The 22,014-nt window shown below is 70.7% G+C and carries 19 protein-coding genes, 1 tRNA gene and 2 pseudogenes; all 22 read right to left on the bottom strand.

The annotated features are described in order from the left end of the window. Window positions 1-6: 6 nt before the first annotated feature. The 22 genes and pseudogenes from IEZ19_RS31045 to tmk all read right to left on the bottom strand — a co-directional run bounded on the left by IEZ19_RS31045 (window position 7) and on the right by tmk (window position 21,989). Complete coding sequence (locus tag IEZ19_RS31045; protein WP_189314641.1) at window positions 7-201, bottom strand: SDR family oxidoreductase; 195 nt, start codon at window positions 199-201, stop codon at window positions 7-9. A 43-nt stretch (window positions 202-244) separates the two neighbouring features. Then, window positions 245-295: pseudogene (locus IEZ19_RS52700) on the bottom strand (hypothetical protein); the annotation flags it as partial. Window positions 296-421: 126 nt separating this feature from the next. Further along, complete coding sequence (locus tag IEZ19_RS31035; protein ID WP_189314640.1) at window positions 422-1,795, bottom strand: MmgE/PrpD family protein; 1,374 nt, start codon at window positions 1,793-1,795, stop codon at window positions 422-424. Between the two features lie 286 nt (window positions 1,796-2,081). Further along, a complete protein-coding gene (locus IEZ19_RS31030; protein ID WP_189314639.1) occupies window positions 2,082-3,104 on the bottom strand; it encodes an ABC transporter permease in 1,023 nt (340 codons plus the stop codon). Then, window positions 3,097-4,623, bottom strand: a complete 1,527-nt coding sequence (locus IEZ19_RS31025) for a sugar ABC transporter ATP-binding protein (protein WP_189314638.1) — start codon at window positions 4,621-4,623, stop codon at window positions 3,097-3,099. Before IEZ19_RS31025 ends, IEZ19_RS31030 begins: the two co-directional genes overlap by 8 nt. A 30-nt stretch (window positions 4,624-4,653) precedes the next feature. Then, entirely contained in the window at window positions 4,654-5,676 is a 1,023-nt protein-coding gene (locus tag IEZ19_RS31020; protein ID WP_189314637.1) for an alpha/beta fold hydrolase, read from the bottom strand. After that, window positions 5,657-6,745, bottom strand: coding sequence for an LLM class flavin-dependent oxidoreductase (locus IEZ19_RS31015; protein WP_189314636.1), 1,089 nt, complete (start codon window positions 6,743-6,745; stop codon window positions 5,657-5,659). The genes IEZ19_RS31020 and IEZ19_RS31015 overlap by 20 nt, the downstream gene beginning before the upstream one ends. Window positions 6,746-6,877: 132 nt before the next feature. Beyond that, window positions 6,878-8,059, bottom strand: a complete 1,182-nt coding sequence (locus IEZ19_RS31010) for a sugar ABC transporter substrate-binding protein (protein WP_189314635.1) — start codon at window positions 8,057-8,059, stop codon at window positions 6,878-6,880. A 264-nt stretch (window positions 8,060-8,323) separates the two neighbouring features. Continuing rightward, on the bottom strand, window positions 8,324-8,884 hold the full coding sequence (locus IEZ19_RS31005; RefSeq protein WP_189314634.1) for a flavin reductase family protein: 561 nt from the start codon (window positions 8,882-8,884) through the stop codon (window positions 8,324-8,326). A 35-nt stretch (window positions 8,885-8,919) separates the two neighbouring features. Then, a complete protein-coding gene (locus IEZ19_RS31000) occupies window positions 8,920-9,492 on the bottom strand; it encodes an FAD-binding protein (RefSeq protein ID WP_229841077.1) in 573 nt (190 codons plus the stop codon). 43 nt (window positions 9,493-9,535) lie between these two features. Continuing rightward, window positions 9,536-9,667, bottom strand: a pseudogene (locus IEZ19_RS53710) (thiamine pyrophosphate-binding protein); the annotation flags it as partial. A gap of 196 nt (window positions 9,668-9,863) precedes the next feature. Beyond that, a complete protein-coding gene (locus tag IEZ19_RS30995) occupies window positions 9,864-10,268 on the bottom strand; it encodes a Zn-ribbon domain-containing OB-fold protein (RefSeq protein WP_229841076.1) in 405 nt (134 codons plus the stop codon). Further along, window positions 10,265-11,416: a thiolase domain-containing protein gene (locus IEZ19_RS30990; RefSeq protein ID WP_229841075.1), complete on the bottom strand. Its 1,152-nt coding sequence runs from the start codon at window positions 11,414-11,416 to the stop codon at window positions 10,265-10,267. The genes IEZ19_RS30995 and IEZ19_RS30990 overlap by 4 nt, the downstream gene beginning before the upstream one ends. A gap of 2 nt (window positions 11,417-11,418) precedes the next feature. Then, the gene (locus IEZ19_RS30985) at window positions 11,419-12,147 is read right to left on the bottom strand and encodes a 3-oxoacid CoA-transferase subunit B (protein ID WP_308429028.1); all 729 of its coding nucleotides are present in this window, start codon (window positions 12,145-12,147) and stop codon (window positions 11,419-11,421) included. Continuing rightward, window positions 12,137-12,865: a CoA transferase subunit A gene (locus IEZ19_RS30980; RefSeq protein ID WP_189314631.1), complete on the bottom strand. Its 729-nt coding sequence runs from the start codon at window positions 12,863-12,865 to the stop codon at window positions 12,137-12,139. The genes IEZ19_RS30985 and IEZ19_RS30980 overlap by 11 nt, the downstream gene beginning before the upstream one ends. 20 nt (window positions 12,866-12,885) lie before the next feature. After that, window positions 12,886-13,707 carry a fumarylacetoacetate hydrolase family protein gene (locus IEZ19_RS30975; protein ID WP_189314630.1) on the bottom strand — a complete coding sequence of 274 codons (822 nt, stop codon included), beginning with the start codon at window positions 13,705-13,707 and terminating at the stop codon, window positions 12,886-12,888. A 43-nt stretch (window positions 13,708-13,750) separates the two neighbouring features. Further along, window positions 13,751-14,263 carry a VOC family protein gene (locus IEZ19_RS30970; protein ID WP_189314629.1) on the bottom strand — a complete coding sequence of 171 codons (513 nt, stop codon included), beginning with the start codon at window positions 14,261-14,263 and terminating at the stop codon, window positions 13,751-13,753. 163 nt (window positions 14,264-14,426) lie between these two features. Further along, window positions 14,427-15,098 (bottom strand): GntR family transcriptional regulator, encoded by a 672-nt coding sequence (locus IEZ19_RS30965; RefSeq protein ID WP_189314628.1) that lies wholly within the window; start codon window positions 15,096-15,098, stop codon window positions 14,427-14,429. A 440-nt stretch (window positions 15,099-15,538) separates the two neighbouring features. Continuing rightward, window positions 15,539-15,615, bottom strand: a tRNA-Thr gene (locus IEZ19_RS30960). A 93-nt stretch (window positions 15,616-15,708) separates the two neighbouring features. Further along, the gene (locus tag IEZ19_RS30955; RefSeq protein ID WP_189314627.1) at window positions 15,709-17,316 is read right to left on the bottom strand and encodes an alpha/beta hydrolase; all 1,608 of its coding nucleotides are present in this window, start codon (window positions 17,314-17,316) and stop codon (window positions 15,709-15,711) included. A gap of 109 nt (window positions 17,317-17,425) precedes the next feature. After that, window positions 17,426-18,631: a DNA polymerase III subunit delta' gene (locus tag IEZ19_RS30950; RefSeq protein WP_189314626.1), complete on the bottom strand. Its 1,206-nt coding sequence runs from the start codon at window positions 18,629-18,631 to the stop codon at window positions 17,426-17,428. Between the two features lie 199 nt (window positions 18,632-18,830). After that, the gene (gene tmk, locus IEZ19_RS30945) at window positions 18,831-21,989 is read right to left on the bottom strand and encodes a dTMP kinase (protein WP_189314625.1); all 3,159 of its coding nucleotides are present in this window, start codon (window positions 21,987-21,989) and stop codon (window positions 18,831-18,833) included. Between the last annotated feature and the right edge of the window lie 25 nt (window positions 21,990-22,014).

Raw genomic sequence — 22,014 nt, 5'->3', positions numbered from 1 at the left:
GGGGTTCTATGCGCGAGCGGCGTCGCCGCGGCGTATGCCACCGCGCGCACTGCTGAGGGAGGAGCCGCCGTCGGCCATCACGACCTGGCCCGTGATCCACGGCGCCTGCATCAGGTGGACGACGGCGGTCGCGACGTCCTCCGGGCGACCGAGCCGGCCGAGCGGAGTGCTGTCGCGGATCGCAAGCGAGCCAGGCCTCATCGGTCTGGCCGGTGCGGAACATCGGGGTGTCGGTCGGTCCCGGACCGACCGCGTTGACACGGAAGCCGTGCTCGCCGAGCTCGCGCGCCGCCACCCGGACCAGGTGGCCACGACGTCGAGCTGGCGCAGGCGCTCGGCACAGGCTGCGCGATGCCCGAGGCGCCGCCGGTGACGACGGAGACCCGGCCGGCGAGCATCAGGTCTGAGGTGGAAGAGGTCATCACACCTCCTCGGAGGTGATCGGCCGGAGGGAGTCGGGCAGCGCGAGAGCCGAGCTCCGCGCGACACCGCTCAGGTCCACGAGCTGGGTGTGGAGGCGGTCGCGCTCCTGCTGGGTGACGTGGGAGAGCAGCCCGTCGTACTTGCTGCGCAGCGCCTCGGGGCTCAGCGGACTCTCCGGGCTCCCGGAGCGGTTCGGCACGAACGCCACCAGAGTGCGGCCGTCCGTGGTCGTGACGGTGACGCGCGCGCCCCGGTTGGCCGGGAACGCCGCCTCGAGCTCGTCGTCGAGGCGGACCTCGGTGGTGGCGACGACGGCCTTGAAGGCCGGGTCGTCGAGTCGGGACGGAGTGAGCTCCGCCCGATCGATCGTGCCGTCCGCGAGTGCGAGCGCGACGAGGAACGGGATGGAGAACCGGGTGTCGGCGGCACTCGCCGGCACGGCGATGCCGGCGACCTCGATACCGGCCCGGTAGGTGTCGACGCGAACGCGCTCGACGGCATCCAGTGGAGCGCTGCCGAGCTGGCCGCGCAGTTGGAGCGCTCCGTCGACCGCAGCGAAGGAGTGGCCGCAGCACGGGTACGGCTTGATCGTGCTGGCGTCGATGACGAAGCCGCCCGTAGCGGAGGTGCTGTGGGTCCAGCGACCGGAACCGCCCATCGCGACGCCCATGCCGGCCGGCCCCTCGAAGATGTCGGCGGCACCGCCGATCCCGGCTCGTGCGGTCTTCGCCGCGATCACGCCGGCCATCGCGCCGTGACCCGCGTGGAGCGGCTTGCCGGAGGCATCGGACCGGAAGAGCTGCTGCAGACCGCCGGACATGGTCGCGGCGAGCGCGAGCGAGCTCTGCACCGTCGCGGCGTCAACGGGTCCGCCACCGGCGAGGAGGAGCGCGGCGGCCGCCGCCGCGCCGACCGCGCCACCGGTGCCGGTGGTGTGCCAGTTGCGGTAGTGGCTGGGCCCGAGGTCCGCCGAGATCCGGCCGCACACCTCGTAGCCGGCCGCCACCGCGCGAGCGAGCGCGGTCCCGGAGGCCTCGACTTCGTCCGCGACCGCCAGGGCCGCAGGGATCACGACGCTGCCGGGGTGCACCGTGCCGGGCGCGTAGATGTCGTCCAGCTCCAGGACGTGGGCCGCGATGCCGTTGACCAGGGCGGCCTGGATCGCGTCCGTACGGTCCGCGGTGCCCCAGACCCGAGCCCGCCCCGCGGGCAATCCGATCTCGCGTCGCGCGGCCTCCGCGCTCGGCGCGCCCGCCCCCGCACACGCGGCCGCGAGGGTGTCGACGAGCACCGAGCCGATCCCCTGCCAGGGCAGTTCCTCAACAGGCAGCTCGGCGATGCGGACGACCTCCCCGGCTAGGGATCCGGCCACGCTCACTGTGCCGCCCCATCCGGTCCCAGGGGACGCGCGTACGACGGGTCGCGCCGGTCGAAGTCGGTCATGTCTGCTCCTCACATCTAGCTGAACGGCACGTTGGACAGGGGTTTGGGATCGCGTGGGAGCCCCAGCAGGCCCTCGGCGATGGCGTTGCGCTGCATCTGCTCGGTGCCACCGGCAACCGCGGGCTTCTTCGCCTCTACGCTCCAGTCTCAGCGGGCACCAGGAAGCGCATCACTTCGAGCGAACCAAACCAAGCCTCCGGAAACCCGGAAGTGACTTAGTGCGTGGTCGTGCGGGAGCGGATGAGCTTGGAGATGCTGACCGCGATCACGAGGCCGCCGCCGTAGAAGAGGCCCACGACCCAGGTCGAGCTGCCCATCAACTGCAGCGCGATGATCCCGGTCTGCAGGAAGAAGATCGCGATGACCGCACCGATCGGGTTGAAGACGCCCGGCTGGATCACCGCGGTCGAAAGGAAGACCGCCGCGAGCGCAGGCAGCAGGTAGGTGCCGGTCGTCGAGTTGTCGAACGAGCCGACACTCGCGACCACCAGGACCCCGGCCAGACCGGCGAAGGTCGCACCCAACAGGTAGGAGCCGAAGCGGATCCGCTGCACCCGGACACCGGCCAGACGCGCCACCTCGGGGTTGGCCCCGACGAAGAGAGCGGAGCGCCCGATCGGCATCCACGCCAGGACGTACGCCATCACCAGCGCCAGCCCGATGCCGTAGTAGAACGCCAGCGGCATCGTGAACACCTTGTGCGTGGCGATGCTCTTCAGCGTGCCGTTGCTGAAGGCGACGAAGTTGTTGTGCGTGATCAACTCACCGAGGCTGGTCAGCACGGTCGACATGCCAAGAGTGACCACGAAGGACGACACCCCGAACGTGACCACGAAGATCGCGTTCACCAGGCCGGCCAGCAGCGCCACCGCCATCCCCGCGAGCACCGCCACCAGAGCCGACTGATGGTGCTGGCCGCCGACGATCGCGACCGTGGCAGCGGAGATACCCATCACCGAGGCGAAGGACAGGTCGAACTCACCGACGATCAGCGTCGAGAGCGCGGCGAGCGCCAGCATGATCAGGACGGTGGCGTTGACCGACCCGAAGATGGCGTGGAACGTGCCGGAGGTGCGGAAGAGGCCGTCCTGCACGGTGAACCAGAAGACCGCGGCCATGACCGCCCACACGCCGATCAGCGCGTACTTGCCGACCGGGTTCTGCAGGGCGGCGGGGCGCGGCTTGACCTTCGTACGCGCCGGAGGCGTCTCGAGGGGGGGCGTCATCGTGTCAGACATGGGTTGCTCCGTAGACGGCTTCGAGGATGTCGTCGGCGGTCGTCGCGCGCAGTTCGCGGGGCTCGTGCTGCGGCGTGATCACCAGGATTCGGTCACAGGTCTCCGCCAGGTCGGCGGGCTCGGTGGAGAGCATCAGGACACCGACGCCGGTGGCGGCGACATCGCTGACGGCCTGCAGCAGGTCGACCCGAGCGCCGACGTCGACGGCCTGGGTCGGCTCGTGCAGCACGAGCAGGGACGGCTCCACGGCGAGCCACTTGGCGAGCAGGATCTTCTGCTGGTTGCCGCCCGAGAGGGCGCGGATCAGATCTGACCCGCCGCCGGTCTTCACCCGGAACCGCTCGATGACCTGCTCGGTGAGCTCGTCCTGCCACTTGCGCGTGACGAGCCACCACTTGCCCCGCTTGCGCAGCAGCGGCAGGGCGAGGTTCTCCCGCACCGTGAGTTCGACCGCCAGCCCGTCGGTGATCCGGCGCTCCGGAACGAGCGCCATGCCCGCGGCCAGCGCCTTGTCCACGCTGGTCTCGGCCAGATCGACCGTTCCCCGTGGCGTGATCACGGTCCCCACCGCCTGCCGGGAGCCGCCCAGGTAGTGCGGCAGCTCCTCGAAGCCGCTTCCCGGGAGGCCGGTGATGCCGACTATCTCGCCGGCGCGGACCGTCAGGTCGAACGGCTCACCGCCGCCGATCCGCAGCCCGCTGATGTGCGCGGCGGGCGGCTCGTCGTCGCGAGGGCACGGCGTACGCACCACTGCCTCGACGGCGGCCCCGAGCATGAAGCGGGCCAGATCGGACTCGTCGAGCCCCTGGGTGGAGACACCCGCAGCGGCGACCTTGCCGTCGCGCAACACCGTGACCCGGTCAGCCAGCTTCAACACCTCGTCGAGGTTGTGGCTGACCATCAGCACCGAGGTGCCGGTGCCCACGATGCGCTGCAGCACCGTGTGGAAGTTGTCGAGGTCTGCGCGCGGCAGCGCCCGGGTTGCCTCGTCGAGGATCACCACGCCCTGCCCGGGCACGGTGTTCTTCAGCGCCCGGGCGATCGCCACGGCGGCCCGATGGCTCGGCGAGAGCTCGCCGACCGGGAGGCGCGGGTCGATGTCCACGCCCAGTCGGGCCAGGGTGCGCTCGGCGATCTCGTCCTGCTTGCGCCAGCTGATCGCGCCGAACGGGGTACGCCGGAACGACCCGATACCGATGTTCTCCGACACCGTGGCATGGTCGACGAGACCCATGTCCTGGTGCACGACCGAGACGCCGGCCTGCTGCGCCTCCTGCCACTTCACCGGGGTGCCGAGGCTGCGGCCGTCGACCGCGAGCGTCATCCCGGCGTCTGGCGCGTGGTAGCCCGTCAGGATCTTGACGAGCGTGGACTTCCCCGAGCCGTTCTGGCCGATCAGGGCGTGGATCTCGCCCCGCTCGACGACCAGCTTCGCATCGTCGAGGACGCGCACGGCCCCGTACGTCTTGCTGGCGTGCTCTGCCACCAGACGTGGCGTGGTGGTGGTGCGCTCAGTCATCGCGCTCTCCTTCCTGACGGGCCTCGCCACTCAGGCGACGACCGTCTCCAGCCAACGCAGCACGACATCGAGCACCTCGGCGTTGTTGCGTTCCATGATCGAGAAGTGGCCGTTGCCGTTGATCCCCAGCGAGCCCAGGTCCAGGTGCGTCGTATTGACGCAGCCCGCCTGGCGCAGGTAATCCACGGTGGCCGGGTCGAGCAGGTGCGCCCACGAGGCATCCCCGGTCACGATCGCGATCGGGATCTCGCGCAGGTTGGGCAGCTGGCGCGCCGGCTCGGCCTGCATCCGCAGCGGCGGCAGACCGTCCTCGCGAGGGGTCTCCACGAACTGCGGCGTCTCGCCGGGGGCGAGCGGCGGGTCGTAGGTCATCGGGCTGAAGGCCAGCCCGTACGGCGGCTGCTGCGACCAGCTCGGGCCCATCGGCTCGACCGCGGCGATCGCCTTCACGTGGCTCGGCCGCTCGTCGGCGATCACCCAACCCGACGGGCCACCCGCCGAGGTGCTGATCAGGATGGCAGGCCCGATCCGGTCGAGCAGCTCAGCGCCCTTGATCCGCATCACGGCCTGGTGCTCGGGCATCGACGGGAAGCTGCCCATCGGGGCCAGCATCTGGGCCACGGTCGGGTCGTCCACGGCGCCGGTGCCCGGCCACTGGGTGTGCCGGTCGTTGCCGAAGCCGGCCATCCGCGGGCCCATCCGCTCCGCCGAGGGCGGCGGGAACAGCGGGTGGTCGGGGGCGCGCACCGGGGAGCGGCCATGACCCGGACGGTCGACGACGTAGACGGCGTAGCCCTGCTGCACGAGCATCGTGCGCCAGCCGGGGCGACCGTCCGGGGTCGAACCCCAGTCGCTGCCCTGGCCGCCACCGCCGTGGATCAGCACGACCGGGTACGGCTTCGTCTGCTCCTCGGGGATCTGGTACTCCACGTAGAGCTGGGTGCCGTCGAGGACCGACTGGCCGTCGACCTGCTCGTAGGTCGCGCCGACGAAGAAATGACCCTGGTCGGCGAGCCGCAGCCCGCGCGCCGGCTCAGGCGTTGCGGGAGGCATAGATCTCCTTGAGCGCCGGCATGACCTCACGAGCGAAGAGCTCGCTCTGCTGCGGCTCGAAGGCCTCGACCAGCAGGCGACCGGCACCCGTCTCGTCCAGCGCCGTCGCGAGCTGCTCAATGACCTCGTCGGGGGTGCCGACGATCGCGATGGCGGGACGACCCTTCTGCTTCGCGGGGGCGTCCTTGGCGATGGCGAACTCGCCGTCGTTGTCCGGGACGGTACGGCCCGCGCGCGCGTAGAGCGCGACGAAACCGCCGAAGGCGCGCGACATCGCGTCGAGGCTCCGGTCCACCTCGGCCGGCGTCTCGCCGATCGCGATGAAGCGCTCGATCATCATGTTGCCCTTGTCGACCGCGAAGCCGGAGTCGACCGAGGTCTTCGCGTACGCCTCGAAGGCGGTGCGGTGCTCCTCCTCCGAGCCGAAGTTGCGCATCAGGCCCCAGCCCATCCGGCCGGCGGCCTCGGAGGACTCGAGGCTGGTCGCCGCGAGCCACACCGGGAAGTTCTCCTGGATCGGGCGGGCACCGAGCGTGGTCGGCTGCTCGATGCGGATGTGCTTGCCGTGGTAGGTGAAGTCCTCCTCGGTCAGCGCCAGCTTCACGACGTCGAGGTGCTCCTGCCAGGCCTCGCGGAACTCGACGTCGCTCAGGCCGCGACCGAGCGCGATCCGCGCCTCGTTCGGGGTGCCACGACCGATGCCGAGCTCGAAGCGACCGTTGCTGAGCAGGTCGAGCATCCCGGCCTCCTCCGCCACCCGGATCGGGCCACCGTAGAACGGCAGCAGGGTGACCGCGGTCGAGAGCCGGATCCGGCTGGTCTTCATCGCAGCAGCCGCGAGCAGCAGGTGCGGCGAGGGGCAGGTGTAGCGGACGGTGTGGTGCTCTGCGACCGAGAGACCGTCGTAGCCCAGGTCCTCGGCCATCTGCGCGAAGTCGATGAACTCATCGATCTGGCGCTTCTGCCAGGCCGGGGTGAGGAAGTCGGCATCCTTGTCGTCGGAGTGGAGACCCACGCCGTACTGGTGGATGAACTTGAGCGACTTGCTGTCGTCTGCGATCGCAGTCATGTCATTCCTAATCCGAGGTGTGCTGAGGTGGCGGGATGCCGGGGGGCGGATGGCGGCCACCACCCCCCGGACCCCCGGGGGGTGGTGGCCGCCATCCGCCCCCCGGCATCCCGTGGTGCTGCCTGGGAGCTACTACTTGACGCCCCAGGCGGTAAGGAAGGCCTGCTTGTAGGACTCGTCGCCGTACCAGACGCCGCTGGTCGAGCTGGCCTGGTCGAGCTTCAGGCTGCCGATGTTCGAGGAGTCGAAGACCCGCAGCGGCGGGTTGGCGAGCGAATCGACGCTCTTGCCGCTCATCAGCTCGAGGAGCGCGTTGCCGTACACCCAGCCCTCGTAGATGAGCGGGTAGCCGACGTCCGCCTTCAGCACGCCCGACTTGACGAGCTGGAGGCCCGCGAGGCTGCCGGACATCGACACGATGTCCGGCTTGCTGCTGCCGCCGGCGCCCTGGATGCCCTGCTGGGCCTGGGTGACGAACGCGTCGACCGGCACGATGACGGTGTTGACGTCGGGGTGCGCGACCAGGGCCGCCGAGATCGCCGCGGGCAGCTGGCTGAGGTTGGCCGTGGTGAACGAGATCGGGGTGATCCCGCAGTCCGGGCAGGCCTTCTTGTAGTCAGCGATCGCTGTCTGCGCGCTGATCTTGTTGAGCTCGTTGTCGGTGTTGTAGACCCACAGCACCGAGGAGTCGGCACCGTGGTTCTGCAACGCGATGTCGTTGAGCAGGTCCCACACGCCCACCAGGCGCGAGCCGGTGTCGTAGTAGGCCAGCGTCTTGTCCGCAGGGCGGGCGCTGGAGACGCCGCCGCCGGCGATGAGGACCGGGACGCCCGCCTTGGTGGCCGCGTCGATGGCCGAGGGGGCCATGTTGTAGCTGATCGAGCTGGCCACGATGCCGGCGGCACCGGAGTCGACCGCCTTGGTGATGCAGTCGGCGGCCTGGGTCGGGTTCGACTTCGCGTCGCAGACCGTCACGGTCGCGCCCAGCGCCTTCATCGCCTCGGTCAGGCCGACGCCGAACTGCTGGATCGAGGAGATCGCCCCGTTGATCTCGACGTAGACGATCGACTTGCCCTTGAGGTCCGGGACGCCGTCGATCTTCGTCCTCGTCGGCCAGGAGGTGATCGGGCCCTCGACGGCGGCGACAGCGGCCTTGGCCGTGTCGCCGATCGCGCTGGAGTCCACCGGAGCGCCGCCGGCCGACGAGTCGGTGGCGTTGCTGCTGCCGCACGCGGCCAGGCCCGAGACGACGCCTGCGGCAAGCGCCGCGGCGAGGGCCGGCTTGGCCACTCGCTTCACGAAGTTGCTGGTCACTTTTCTACCCCTGCGATTGCTGCATGCCACAGGCATGCAGCTCCAATGAATTTCGCCGACCACCCGCCCAGAAGACAGACACGGGATTCGCGCCGATTCGAATGCCTTGCAGCACTCCTCGGGCCGTCGCCGCCATCGTTGTATACGAAGGTATCCACGAGTATGGCGACGGTCACAATGGGGGTCAACCCCCTGATCCCCTAATTTCGGCGGCTTCCGCCGAACGTTTCCGCGGTCCTCACACCCGAAGGCCGCGGAAACGCATCAGTACGCGCCTTCGCGCCACTCCTGGTTGAACGACCCGCGGAAGAACGTGAGCGGATCCCGGGGATAGGCATCCAGATCGACCACGCGACCGGTGACGATCCAGTGATCGCCGCCCTCGATGACCGCCTCGGTCTCGCACTCCACCCAACCCACGACACCGTCGATGATGGGGCTGCCGGTACGACCCGCAGGCTGCCAGGCGACACCCTCGAACTTGTCCGGGCCGGGACGGCCGAACTGCTTGCAGACCGCCACCTGATGGTCGCTGAGGACGTTGACGGCGAACTGTCCGGCAGCCTCGATGCGAGGCCAGGTCGACGAGCTCTTCGCCACGCAGAACAGCACCAGGGGCGGATCCAGCGAGAGCGCCGAGAACGACTGGCAGGCCAGGCCCACCGGCTGGTCCTCGTGCATGCCGGTGACGATCGTGACGCCGCTGATGAAGTTCCCCAGCACCCGCCGGTACTCCCACGCATCGACGCTCGGCAGCGGGATCGTCCGCAGCGGTCCCCCGCTGTCCGCGCAGCGCGCCTTCTGTTCCTCGATGAAGCCCCTCATGTCACTTTCCCTTTCTGCTTGCGACCGAGCGCGCCTCAGCGCGACGCGGCTGCCTTGCCCGCGATCCGGCCGAAGACCGAGCCGTTGGTCAGACCCGAACCGCCGGGGTAGTTGAAGTAGAAGAGCCCACCGACGAGCTCTCCACAGGCGTACAGGCCCGGGATGACCTCACCGTCGGTGTCGATGACCTCGGCCTGCGGGTTGATCCGGATGCCGCCGAAGGTGAAGGTGATGCCACAGGTGACCTGGTAGGCCTCGAACGGACCCTGGTCCAGCGTGTTCGCCCAGTTGGTCTTGTCGACCGCGAGGCCGTTGGTACGGCGGCCGTCCTTGACGTTCGAGTTGAACGGCACGTTCTGGTCGATCGCCGCGTTGTACTCGGCCATCTCCTTGAGGAAGCCCTCGGCGTCGACACCGTCCATCTTGCGGACGAGCTCCTCGAGGGTGTTACCGATGACCTTGGTGACCTGCTTGATCCGGTACTCGTCGCGCAGCTGCTTGACGACCTTCTGGTCGAAGACCTGCCAGGCGAACCGACCCGGCTGCTCGAGGATCACGCGGCCGTACTTGGCGTAGGTGTAGTTGCGGAAGTGTCGAGACGCAAACACCGAGATTGCCGGTCGCCTGGCCATAGCCCTCGGCCATGAAGGCCGACGAGGCCTCACGACGGGCCAGAACGACCTCGACCGACGAGGTCCGCAGCGCCTCGAGGAACTCGATCGTCGGGTCACCCGGGTAGGCGAACACATGGCCCACCCCTGCCTCACGAATGTAGGCCGCCATCGCTCCGGCGACGTTCTGCGTCTCCACTTGCACCTGCTTTCATCTCAGGGCGGTGACCCTCCACGATGTATACAGCAGTACGCGACTGGGCACAATAGGTGTCGGCGGCTTTGTCTCGCCTGCCGGGAAAACACACGACGCCCGGACCGACCTGGTCGGTCCGGGCGTCGGAGACGCACGGCGAACGGCTCGCGAGCTACTCGGCGAGGGGCGCGAACAGGGCGCCGCCGAGCGGCCCCACGCCCGCCAGGCGCACCCGCTGGCCGATCGCCAGCCCGGTGCCGTCGCCGGCGAGATTGGCGATCATCGTGGGGCCGCCGTCGAGCGCGACGTACGCCAGGACGTACGGCGCGTGCTCCTTCCAGGCGCCCTCGCCGCGGTGCACCACGGTGAGGCTGTAGATCTCGCCCGTGCCGGCCAGCTCCTGCGAGCCGGCGACGGGCTGCAGGCACGTCGGGCAGTACGCCTTCGGCAGCCACACCGTCTGGCGGCAGCCCTCGCACCACGGCAGCACGATCCGCCCCTCGGCCAGCCCGGCCCAGAACGCCGCCGCCTCCGGCACGTCACCCGGTCCGGAGACGGTCCACTGCTCGGTCGTCATCGGACATCACTCCTCGCCAGGATCGCGGTCACCGCGGAGGCCCGGGTGCCGAGCTGGTGCCCGGAGCCGTGCACGATCGCGAACTCGCAGTCGGCGACCTGGACGCTGGGATGCGCCTCACCGCGCAGCTGCCGCACGGCCTCGATGGTGCGGATCATGCCGCCGCGACGATCGGGATGGTTGTTGCACAGCCCGCCGCCGTCGGTGTTGAACGGCAGCCGGCCGTCGGCGCGCAGCGCGCCGTCGCGGACGAACACCCCGCCCTTGCCGCGCTCGGCGAAGCCGAGCCCCTCCAGCGCGGTGAGCACCGTGATGGTGAAGGAGTCGTAGAGCCCGGCGTAGTCGATGTCCGCCGGCGTGAGCCCCGCCTGGGCGAAGGCCCGCGGCCCGGTGTTGAACGCGCCGACGTCCGGCAGGTCGAGGTTGCCGTTGTTCCAGTGCCGGATCGTCTCGGCCTCGGCGACGATGCCGGGGCAGTCCCGGCCGAGATCGCGCGCCACCTCGTCCGAGACAATCACCAGCGCGCCGCCGCCGTCGGTGGTGACACAGCAGTCCAGCATGTGCAGCGGCTCGGCGATCGGGCGGGACTCGAGGACCTCCTCAATGCTCACCTCGCGCGGCAGCAGCGCGTTCGGGTTGAACGACGCGTGGTACGACGCGGCCGCCTTGATCTCGGCCAGGTCGCGTCGCGTCGTACCGAACTCGTGCATGTGTCGCGCCGCGACCAGGGCGTACTGCGCGATCATGTTCGAGCCGTGCCGGTCCTCGAAGACCTGCGGCGGACCGGGCACCGAGAAGTTGCGCACGCTCGGCGCCAGCCGCGGCATCCCCGCCATGATCACCAGCGCCACCGAGCACTGCCCGGCCTGGATGGCGCGCGCGGCGTGCCCGAGCGCACCGACGTAGGTCGCGCCCCCCAGGTCGGTGCCGTCGATGTGGGTGAGCCCGGTCAGGCCGAGGGTCTCAGCCAGGGACGGGATGCCCCCGGCCGTCGCCGAGGTGAAGAGCCCATCGATGTCGGCCGGGCGCAGCCCGGCGTCCGCGAGCGCTCCTGCGACGATCTCCTGGTAGAGGGTCTGCAGCGAGGTGCCGCTGTTCTTCCGCATCGGGTGCTCGTAGGCACCCGCGATCCGGGCCAGGACCTGCACGCTCACACTCCTTCGACGAAGTGCAGCGGCGCGTCGGTCATCGCGATGGCCTGCTCGCGGGTGACCCCCGGGGCGAGCTCGAGGCACTCGAAGGCGTCACCGGAGGGCCGGAAGACCCCGAGGTTGGTGTAGACCCGGGTGACGACGCCGGCCGCGGTCAGCGGCAGCGTGCACGCGCCGACCAGCTTCGACTTGCCGCTGCGCTCGGTGTGCAGCGAGAGCACCCACAGGTCCTTGGCGCCGTGCGCGAGATCCATCGCGCCCCCGACCCCGGTGATCCGGCCGGGCGCGGTCCAGTTGGCCAGGTCGCCGTTCGGCGCGACCTCGAGCGCGCCGAGCATCGCGACGTCGAGGTGACCGCCGCGGATGATCCCGAAGGAGTCCGAGGAGTCGAAGATGGCGCCGCCGGGCAGCATCGTCACCCAGGCCTTGCCCGAGTCGGCGAGGTCCGGGTCGAAGTCGTCGGCCGGCGCCGCCGGCCCCATCCCGAGGATGCCGTTCTCGGAGTGCATCAGCACCTCGATCCCCTCGGGGATGACGTCCGCGACCATCTGCGGCATGCCGATCCCGAGGTTCACGTACGCGCCGTCCGGCAGGTCGCGCGCGGCCCGCGCCGCGATCTCCATCCGGCTGTAGCCGATCCCGGCCTCCAGCTTGGGCTTGAAGACGGGCGCGGTCGCCTTGCCGGCGGCCGGCGCGGAGGTGGTCGTGTTTCCTGTGTCAGCGGACATCGAGCGGTCCCTCCGACGAGTGGTAGACGTGGTCGACGAAGACACCCGGCACATCGACGTCGTCCGGGTCGATGTCACCCCGCTCGACCAGATAGCGCACCTCGGCGAAGGTGACCGTGCCGGCCTTCGCCGCGACCGGGTTGAAGTTGCGGGCCGAGCGGCGGAAGTCGAGGTTGCCGTAGCGGTCGCCACGGTTCGCCTTGACCAGCGCGAAGTCCGGCTGGAGCGCGGTCTCGAGGACGCACGGCTTGCCGTTCCACTCCCGCACCTCCTTGACCGGCAGATACTCCAGCGGCTGGCCGTTCGCGTCCAGCCGGGAGGCGTACTCGCCGGTCTGCAGGATCGTGCCGGCCGCGGTCGGGGTGTAGAAGGCGGGGATGCCGTAGCCGCCGGCCCGCAGCCGCTCGGCGAGCGTCCCCTGCGGCACGAGCTCGATCTCCGCCTCGCCCCGCATGAACTGCTCGTGGAAGGGCACGAAGGAGGGGAACGAGCCGGTGAACTTCCGGACCCGGCCCTGCACCACCAGCTTGCCCAGTCCGCGCTGCTCACCGGCCTGAGCGATGCCGGCGTTGTTGGAGATGATGTGCAGCTCCTTGCGGCCCAGCTCGCAGAGCGCATCGATCAGGTCGTACGGGACGCCGGTTACGCCGAAGCCGCCGACCACGATGCTGGCGCCGTCGGGAACGCACTCCAGCATCTCTATCGCGGAGGTTCGCACCTTGTCGATCATCGCGGCGCTCAGCCGATCTTGTTGACCAGCTCGCCGACGCGCTCGATGCGCGTGGTGAGGGTCTGACCGGGCTTGAGGAACTCCGGGGGCTTGCGGCCCAGGCCGACGCCGGACGGCGTACCGGTCAGGATGACGTCACCGGGACGCAGCACGGTCCACGTCGACATGTCCGCGATGATCGTCGGGATGTCGAAGATGAACTGCTCGGTGTTGCCGCGCTGCTTCTCGACACCGTCGACCAGGGTGAGGACCTCAAGGCCCTCGGCATAGCGCGGCAGCTCGTCCTCGGTGACCAGCCACGGACCGATCGGGGTGAGCGAGGTCCAGGCCTTGCCCGCGAGCCACTCCTTGGAGCGGCGCTGGAAGTCACGCACCGAGACATCGTTGCTCACGGTGTAGCCGGCGATGTACTCGTGGGCCTGCTCCTTGGGGATCCGCCGGCCCTCCTTGCCGATCACCAGCGCCAGCTCCACCTCCCAGTCGAGCTGCTCGGACTCGGCCGGCATCGGCAGGTCGTCGTAGGGACCGGTGAGGCTGTCCGCGAACTTCGCGAACATGACCGGCGCCTCGGGCATCTCATGGCCGAACTCCGCCACGTGCTCGGCGTAGTTGCGGCCCATGCAGATGACCTTCGACGGGCTCGGCAGCAGCGTCGTCAGCGTGGCTTCGGCCGCCGCGACGGTCTCGCCCCCCTCGGCGGCCGCGGCCGCGCGCCAGTCACCGGCAGCCATCAGGATGCTGAGGTCGGCGTAAGGCAGCAGGGTGTAGGTGTCTCCGTCGAGTCGAGCCGCCGAGGTACCGGTCGCCGTCTTGAGTGTCGTGAGCTTCATCTTCTTCTTTCCATCAGTTCTGTCGGCCGGGCGAGCGCAAGTACTACTTCCGCGGCCCGCCGCCGAGCACGCCCTGGTACGCCGGCCCGGCCTCATCGAGCAGGCGCTGCGCCTCGGCGAGGAACTCCTCCTCCGGGAGGTCGTAGTTCAGCTCCTTGCTGAACGGCTGCCGCACGTCGATCGGGACGCGGTAGTAGACCTCGGCGCGGTTCCCCTCGGGATCCCAGAAGTAGATGCCGTACGCGTTGCCGTGGGTAACCTCGCGCTGCAACTCGACGCCCGCCTCCTTGAACTTCTTGTGGAAGCGCAGCAGCTCGGCGACCGTGTCGACCCGGAACGAGACCTGCTGGACGCGGTTCGGCGCACCCTGCTTCTCCGGGGAGCGCGCGATCACGAACTCGTGGTGCTCCTCCTGCGGACGCGCGGAGAAGAACACGATGCCCAGCTCTGTGTCCTCGTCGGTGATCGGCAGCTCGAGGACATCGCGGTAGAACACCCGCATCTTCTCCAGGTCATTGACCCAGAGCCCGACGTGACCCAACTCGAGAATCGGCATCTCAACCTCCATGCGGACGACAGTGGTATACATGCGTATTCCGCAGTATGGCGCTGACCACACGGTCAGTCAAGGATGTCGGGCCGTGCAATAGGAAAGCCCTGCGGCGCAGCGCTCAAGGCGCACGCCACAGGGCAGGAGAGACGTCTCCGGAGCTCTCCCGTTACGGAGTCGCCATCAGGCGCAGCCGGATGGCCATCGACTCCTCGAAGTGCTGGCTGGTGATCCTGGCCGCCTCGTCGCCGTCGCGACGCTCGACCGCGTCCACGATCTGGGCGTGCTCGGCACCGGCCTCGGCCCAGCGGCCCGGCTCGCCGAGGGTGGTGGGCGGGAACCGGTGCACTTGGAGCGCGAGCCGGGAGAGCAGGTCGGAGAGACACACGTTGTGGCCCGCCCGCCACAGCGCCTCATGGAACGCCTGGTTTGCCTCGCGCATGGCCGACCGATCGCTCAGGTCGACAGAGTCCCAGCGCGCGAGCAGGCCCCGTAGCAGCAGCAGGTCGTTTGCCGTACGCCGTTCGGCGGCATGGCGTACGACGGCGCTTTCCAACACGATCCGGGTCTGATATATGTCCAAGATCTCGTCAGCTGTCCGCTGGCGCACAACCAGACCTCTGCGCTCCCGCGAGACGAGACCGTCGTACTCCAACTTACTCAAGGCCTCCCGCACCGGCGTCCGGCTCACCTGCAAGATATCCGCGAGCGCAGTTTCAACCAATGGCGCTCCCGGTTCGAACTCGCCAGAAAGGATCGCGTCCCGCAGGCGCTCGTATGGACTGGCCTTCACCCGCCCCCGAAGGGACTCAGAACTGGTCGCGTTGCCCCCGGCACCCATGACGGAGCCCTCCTTGCGTTGTATACAAGAGAACACGATCCTACATTCTTCCAGGCGCCAGCAAAGCCTCCCAACCCGTTTTTCGTGGCGCCGGTGACGCCGGCGCCACGATGGGCGTCGGGTCGATGACGGTACGGGCACGTTGGGCTACCGGGACCCTGCCGACTGGGGGCTCCGCAGACGGTGGTGTCGTGAACGAATAGACCTGGGGTGCTACTGACAAACGCGACAGCAACACCGCCGGAAATGGGCCACCCGCCAGGCGGTGGCTTACGTGGCTGCGCTATCCGAGCGGGTCACCGAGGCGGGCTGCGGCGAGGGGACCCACCCTGGACCCATTGGGCCCCCGTACACACTTCACAGGGCAGTGGGCTAGACCGCGTACCGATCAAGGAAATGAGAAAAACCCAGGTCAGATGGGGTAACCTGGGTCTTTTTGATGGAGCCGCCTTCGGGATTCGAACCCGAGACCTACGCATTACGAGTGCGTTGCTCTGGCCATCTGAGCTAAGGCGGCGCGCTGTCCGCACTATGGTGCGATCAGCAACGTCGGTAAGTCTACACAGTTTCCGGGGGTGCTCGAACCACACCCCCGGAGGCCCGCCGGAGGCTAGGCGCAGCGTTTTCCGTTCGCCGGTGGGGTGCCCTTCAGCAGGTATGTGTCGATCGCCGTGTCGATGCAGACGCTGCCGCGACCGTAGGCGGTGTGGCCGTCGCCGACGTAGGTGAGCAGGTGGGCCGAGGAGAGCTGGCGGGCCAGGGACTGGGCCCAGCGGTAGGGGGTGGCGGGGTCGCGGGTGGTGCCGACCACCACGATCGGGGCTGCGCCCTTCGCCTCGATGCGGTGCGGTTCGGCGGTGGGCTTCACCGGCCAGTACGCGCAGTTCAGGGACGCCCACGCGAGGCCCTTGCCGAACACCGGGGACGCTTTCTCGAAGGCCGGGAGGGACTGTTCCACCTGCTCGGGGGTGGTGAAGGCGGGCGGCAGGTCCAGGCAGTTCACGGCGGCGTTCGCGGCCATCAGGTTGGTGAAGTGGCCGTCGGCGTCGCGCTCGTAGTAGCTGTCGGCCAGGGCGAGCAGGCCGGCGCCGTCGTTCCTCTTCATCGCCGAGTTCAGGGCGTCGCGCAGCTGCGGCCACTCCGCCTCGTCGTACATCGCCGCGATCACCCCGGTGGTGGCGAGGGCCTCGCCGAGCTTGCGGCCGTGGGCGTCGCTGCCGGGGACCGGATGCGCGTCGAGCTTGGTGAAGAAGGCCTTGAGGTGGTCGGCGACCTGGGCCGGCGTGTCGCCCTTGCCACCGAGCGGGCAGTCGGACTGCCGTACGCAGTCCTTCGCGAAGGCCTGGAACGCCGTCTCGAAACCCGCCGTCTGCTCCAGGTTCAGCCGGCGCGCGGACAGCGACGGGTCCATCGCGCCGTCGAGGACGAGGCGGCCGGAACGCTCCGGGAACAGGCCGGCGTACGTCGCGCCGAGGAACGTCCCGTACGAGGCCCCCACGTAGTTCAGCTTCCTGTCGCCCAGCACCGCCCGCAGGACGTCCATGTCCCGGGCCGCGTCGACGGTGGAGACATGGCGCAGGATCCGGGCCGAGTGGGCGCCGCAGGCCTCGGCGAACGCGCGGTACTGGCCGACCAGCGCGTCCGTCTCCTCACGGTCGTCGGGCGTGATGTCCGCCTGGGTGAACGCGTCCATCTGCGGCCCGTTCAGACACTCGACGGGCTCGCTGCGGGCCACACCGCGCGGATCCATCGCGACCATGTCGTAGCGGGCGCGGACCTCGACCGGGTAGCCGAGACCGGCGTACTGCTGGAGGTAGGCGATCGCCGAGCCGCCCGGCCCGCCCGGGTTCACGAGGAGCGAACCGAGCCGCTCGTCCTTGCCGGTCGCCCGCACGCGGACGACGGCGAGCCGGACGTCGCCGGATTCGGGCTTGTCGTAGTCCAGCGGGGCCTTCATCGTCGCGCACTGGAAACCGGGGGCGCCGCAGCTGCGCCAGCTGAGCTTCTGCGTGTAGTACGGCTCGAGCGCGGACGGTGTCGAGCGGGGCAGCGCGGCCAGAGCCGCCTCCGCCGGGCTGGAGGCCGCTGACGACGAGCTCCCGGAGGAGCAGGCCGACACGAGCAGGGCGGCGGCCGCGAGGACGGTGGCCGTGGTGCGGGTACGCGCCATGGTGCCTGCCGTTGTCCGGGGCCGGCGGGGGGTTCGCCTGATGTGCATCGATCGAGCGTAACGCTGCGCGATGACGTGAACGCGCTGGGTGCGCGCCTTGCCTCGTACGGATGACCTGGTCAACCGGGGTTGATCCCGTCGCCGCGTGTCACGACCGTCACCCCGCCCGCAGCGCCATCGTCATCGCCTCCACCGCGAGCAGCGGCGCCACATTGCGGTCGAGGGCGTCACGGCAGGCGGCGATCGCCTCGATACGGCGCAGCGTGGACTCGGGGGACGTGCCGTGCGCCAGCCGCCCCAGAGCGTCCTCGGCGTCGGTGTTGGCGAGCGCCACCCGGGAGCCGAGCTGGAGGGCGAGGACGTCGCGGTAGAAGCCGGTGAGGTCGCCCAGGGCCACGTCCAGGCTGTCGCGCTGCGTCCGCGTTCTCCGGCGCTTCTGCATCTCCTCCAGGTCCTTCATCACACCCGCCGTGCCGCGCGGCAGCCGTCCGCCCTGGGCCGCGCCGAGGGCCGCCTTCAGCTCCTCGGTCTCCTTGCCGTCCATCTCCTCGGCGAGCTGCTTGGCGTCCTCCGCGGCCGCGTCGACCAGCTGCTGGGCGGCCTTGAGGCAGCCGCCCACGTCGTCCAGGCGCAGCGGCAGCTTCAGCACGGCGGCGCGGCGCTCACGGGCGGCCGGGTCGGTGGCCAGCCGGCGGGCCCGGTCGACATGGCCCTGGGTGGCGCGGGCCGCGGCGGCGGCGACATCGGGTTCGACACCCTCGCGCCGTACCAGCATGTCGGCGACGGCGGCGACCGACGGGGTGCTCAGATTGAGGTGGCGGCAGCGGGAGCGGATGGTGGGCAGCACGTCCTCGAGGGAGGGCGCGCACAGGAGCCAGACCGTGCGGGGGGCGGGCTCCTCGACGGCCTTGAGGACCGCGTTGGCGGACTTCTCGTTCAGCCGCTCGGCGTCCTCGACGAGGATGATCTGCCAGCGGCCGTTCGCCGGTGCCGTGAACGACTTGCGGACGGTGTCCCGCATGTCCCTGACCAGGATCTCGGCGCCGACCGCGGCGACCGTGGTGACGTCCGCGTGGGTGCCGACCAGCGCCGTGTGACAGCCGTCGCAGAAGCCGCAGCCGGGGGCTCCGCCAAGAGCGCGGTCGGGGCTCACGCACTGCAGGGCCGCGGCGAAGGCGCGGGCCGTCTGGTTCCGGCCGGCGCCGGGCGGACCCGTGAACAGCCATGCGTGCGTCATCTTCGACGCCTCCGGCGGCGGTGCGTCTGCCGCGGCCGCGGTGACCAGGGCGTCGGCGTCCCGGGCGGCAGCGGCGAGCTGTTCGCTCACCCGCTCCTGCCCGACGAGGTCGTCCCACACGGTCATGGGTCACGCCGCCCTTCCGTCACACGTCACGTTCCGCAACCCATTGTGCGGGTGCCCACTGACAAGCGGGGGAGCTGGTGCGAGCACCACTGGTACGACAGTGACCGGTGGGACGGCCACGGGCACGACAGCGACCGGTGCGGCGCCCTCGGCAGAACGCCGGATTCGGTCACGAGCGGCGGGCACGAACGCCAGGGCCTCAGCCCCGGCGCCCCCGGCCTCTCCCCTGACGCCCCTCGTCCTCGTCGTACCCCTCGTCCTCGTACGACCCCAGCAGTTCGTCCGCCAGCGTGGGCAGGTCGTCCAGCGGGGTCTCCTCGGCCCAGTCGGGGCGCGGCCGGCCGCGGGCGGCGCCGTCGGCGTCGACCTGCGGCAGCTCCCGGGTGCGGTCCTCGCCACCGTCGGTTCTGTCCGCCCGCTCGTCCCGGAAGAAACCCTGCGGCACCCGGTCCGCCGGAGCGTCACCCGACACGCGAGGCAGTACGGCCGTCTCGTCACCCGCGCCCGGAGCGACCTGCGGCAGCACGGCGGTCTCGTCCGCTGCGCCGGACGGCACCTGCGGCAGCACCGCCGTCTCCTCCGCCGCCCCTGGAACCGGCGGCTTCGGCAGCTTCGCCGTGACCTCGGACGCGGACTCCGGAGCGGAGCGGACGTCCTCGCCCCGCTCCTCGCGCACCGGCCGCAGCACAGCCGTCTCGTCCGACGCCGCCCCCGGCGCGGGAGCGGCGGGCTGCCGGGCCGCGGCGTCGGCCGCGGTCGCCGCCTGTGCGGCCTGCCGGCGTGCCTCCTCCGCGCGCAGCAGCGCTTCCTCGGCCTTGCGCTGCTTGTCCAGGCGCCGCGCCTCGGCCTCGGCGCGCAGCCTGGCCTCCTCCTCCGCCTGCTTGCGCCGTCTGTCCTCCTCGGCACGGCGGCGCGCCTCCTCGGCGGCGCGGGCCTCTTCCTCCGCGAGCAGCCGGGCGCGCTCCTCCTCGGCGCGGCGGTGAGCCTCCTCGGCCCGCTGCCGGGCCTCCTCCGCCTGCCGTTCGGCCTCGCGGCGCTGCGCCTCCTCCAGCTCGCGCCGCTTGCGCTCCTCCTCCTCGGCGCGCAGCTTGGCGAGCTGCTCCAGGCGCTCGCGCTCGAGGCGCTCCTCCTCGGCCTTGCGGGCTGCCTCTTCCTCCGCCTTGCGGCGGGCCTCCTCCTCGGCGGCCTTGCGGGCCTCTTCCTGGGCCTTGATCTCGGCCTCGGACAGCGGCAGCACGGTGTCGAGGCGGTGCCGGATGACGGTCGTGACGGCCTCGGGCTCCTGGCCGGCGTCCACGACCAGGTAGCGGCCAGGGTCGGACGCGGCGAGCGTGAGGAAACCGGCGCGCACACGCGCGTGGAACTCGGCGGGCTCCGACTCCAGCCGGTCCGGGGCCTCGGTGAACCGCTCGCGGGCGGTCTCCGGCGAGACGTCCAGCAGGACGGTCAGATGCGGGACGAGTCCGTCGGTCGCCCAGCGGTTGATCCGGGCGACCTCGGTCGGGGACAGGTCGCGGCCCGCCCCCTGGTAGGCCACGGACGAGTCGATGTACCGGTCGGTGATGACGACGGCGCCGCGCTCGAGTGCGGGCCGAACGACGGTGTCGACGTGTTCGGCCCGGTCGGCGGCGTAGAGCAGCGCCTCCGCGCGGTGGGACAGGCCCGCCGACGACACGTCCAGGAGGATCGAGCGCAACCGCTTGCCCACGGGAGTGGCCCCCGGCTCACGCGTGAGGACGACCTCGTGGCCCTTGGCCCGGATCCACTCGGCGAGGGCCTCGGCCTGGGTGGACTTCCCGGCGCCGTCGCCGCCCTCCAGGGCGATGAAGAATCCGGTCGCCGCGGGCGCCTGCGCCGGGTCGTCGCCGCCGAGCAGCGCGTCCCGCAGGTCGTGCCGCAGCGGCACGCCGGAGCGGTCGTCGACCTTGGCCAGCACCAGCGCGGCCACCGGCAGCAGCAGTGCGCCGACCAGCATCAGCGTGAAGGCGGCGCCGCCGTGCGCGAACACGAACTTGCCGTTCTCCAGCCGGTGCGGCCCGATGAGCGCCGCCACCAGGGGCGCGATCACCGCGCCGAGCCCCACGAAGACCCGGACGGCCGCGTGCAGGTGCTCGGTCGTACGCGCCCGCCGGTAGTCCTCGGACTCCTGGTCGAGCAGCGTGTGCCCGGTGTTCGCGGCCACGCCCGCGCCGATCCCGGCCAGCGCGAGGATCAGCAGCACGGTGGTGTCGTCCGGGACGAGCCCGGCGGCGAGCAGCGCGACCCCGGTGAAGGCGATCGCCAGCGCGAGGAGCCGGCGGCGCGACAGTGACGGCAGCACCGAGGGCGCCGTACGGATGCCGACGACGACCCCGCCGGTCAGCGCGAGCACCAGCAGGCCGTACGTCACCGGGCCGCCGCCCAGGTCGGTGGCGTGCAGCACGGACACTGCGACGGCGGAGGCGATCGCGCCGGCGACGGCGGCGCAGGCCAGGACGAGCAGCGGAACGGCGCCCGTGCGGCCCTTGTCCGGGCCGGTGCCCGTCCTGGGACGGCGCAGCCCCTCGAGCGGGGAGCGGGCGCGGGGGGTGCGGCTGTCGGGCAGTTCCAGCGCGGTCAGCACGGACAGCGACGCCGCGAACAGACCGGCCGCCACGTACGACCCGAGGGCGGCCTGGTGCTGAGCGAACCACAGGACGCCGGTGCCGAGCAGGTTGTTGAGGAGCGCGGCGACGACGAGGCAGGCGGCCGCGAGCGGGATCGCCGCGAAGCCCGTCCGCAGCGACAGGCGGCGCAAGGCGTCCATGTGGTCCGGCAGCGGCCGTACCGTCGCGCCCTCCAGCGGCGGGGCGGGCAGCAGCGCGGGCGCCGCGCTCTCCCGGCACACGGCCCAGAAGCGCTCGGCGACACCGGCGACGAAGACGGTGACCAGCAGGACCGCCAGCGCGTTCTGGGGCGTCCAGTCGATCCACAGGGGCGCGATGATCAGCAGCGCGGCGCGCACACCGTCGGCGGCCGCCATGGTCCAGCGGCGGTCGAGCGGCCCGTCCTGGGACGTGAGGGAGGTGAGCGGGCCGAGGAGGACGGCGCCGAAGAGCAGCGTCGCGAGGATGCGCGCCGCGAAGACGGTCGCCACCGCGAACGCCACGCCCCGGTACCCGCCGCCGAAGGAGCCCTCGGCGATCGCAGCCTGGAGCGCGAGGACGACCAGCACCAACAGGGCGAGGGCGTCGCCGACACCGGTCACGAGCTGGGCGCTCCACAGCCGCTTGAGCTGCGGATGGCGCAGCAGGGCGCGCACGGCGCGCTCGCGGGAGTCCGCCACCAGGGCGTCGTCGGGAACTGTCGTGTGGGCCGTTGGCTGCTCGGCTCGCGTCATGCGTTCAGCCTATCGGCAGCCACCG

Source organism: Streptomyces brasiliensis (assembly GCF_014647875.1).
GTDB classification, from domain to species: Bacteria; Actinomycetota; Actinomycetes; order Streptomycetales; family Streptomycetaceae; genus Streptomyces; species Streptomyces brasiliensis.
Note: the sequence above shows the minus strand (reverse complement) of the source record. Positions and strands in the feature narration are given on the sequence as shown.

Coding starts and splice junctions, on each gene's coding strand:
- IEZ19_RS31045 (WP_189314641.1), bottom strand. CDS start 201: ATGAGGCCTGGCTCGCTTGCGATCCGCGACAGCACTCCGCTCGGCCGG.
- IEZ19_RS31030 (WP_189314639.1), bottom strand. CDS start 3,104: ATGTCTGACACGATGACGCCCCCCCTCGAGACGCCTCCGGCGCGTACG.
- IEZ19_RS31025 (WP_189314638.1), bottom strand. CDS start 4,623: ATGACTGAGCGCACCACCACCACGCCACGTCTGGTGGCAGAGCACGCC.
- IEZ19_RS31020 (WP_189314637.1), bottom strand. CDS start 5,676: ATGCCTCCCGCAACGCCTGAGCCGGCGCGCGGGCTGCGGCTCGCCGAC.
- IEZ19_RS31015 (WP_189314636.1), bottom strand. CDS start 6,745: ATGACTGCGATCGCAGACGACAGCAAGTCGCTCAAGTTCATCCACCAG.
- IEZ19_RS31005 (WP_189314634.1), bottom strand. CDS start 8,884: ATGAGGGGCTTCATCGAGGAACAGAAGGCGCGCTGCGCGGACAGCGGG.
- IEZ19_RS30995 (WP_229841076.1), bottom strand. CDS start 10,268: ATGACGACCGAGCAGTGGACCGTCTCCGGACCGGGTGACGTGCCGGAG.
- IEZ19_RS30985 (WP_308429028.1), bottom strand. CDS start 12,147: ATGTCCGCTGACACAGGAAACACGACCACCTCCGCGCCGGCCGCCGGC.
- IEZ19_RS30975 (WP_189314630.1), bottom strand. CDS start 13,707: ATGAAGCTCACGACACTCAAGACGGCGACCGGTACCTCGGCGGCTCGA.
- IEZ19_RS30970 (WP_189314629.1), bottom strand. CDS start 14,263: ATGCCGATTCTCGAGTTGGGTCACGTCGGGCTCTGGGTCAATGACCTG.
- IEZ19_RS30965 (WP_189314628.1), bottom strand. CDS start 15,098: ATGGGTGCCGGGGGCAACGCGACCAGTTCTGAGTCCCTTCGGGGGCGG.
- IEZ19_RS30955 (WP_189314627.1), bottom strand. CDS start 17,316: ATGCACATCAGGCGAACCCCCCGCCGGCCCCGGACAACGGCAGGCACC.
- IEZ19_RS30950 (WP_189314626.1), bottom strand. CDS start 18,631: ATGACCGTGTGGGACGACCTCGTCGGGCAGGAGCGGGTGAGCGAACAG.
- tmk (WP_189314625.1), bottom strand. CDS start 21,989: ATGACGCGAGCCGAGCAGCCAACGGCCCACACGACAGTTCCCGACGAC.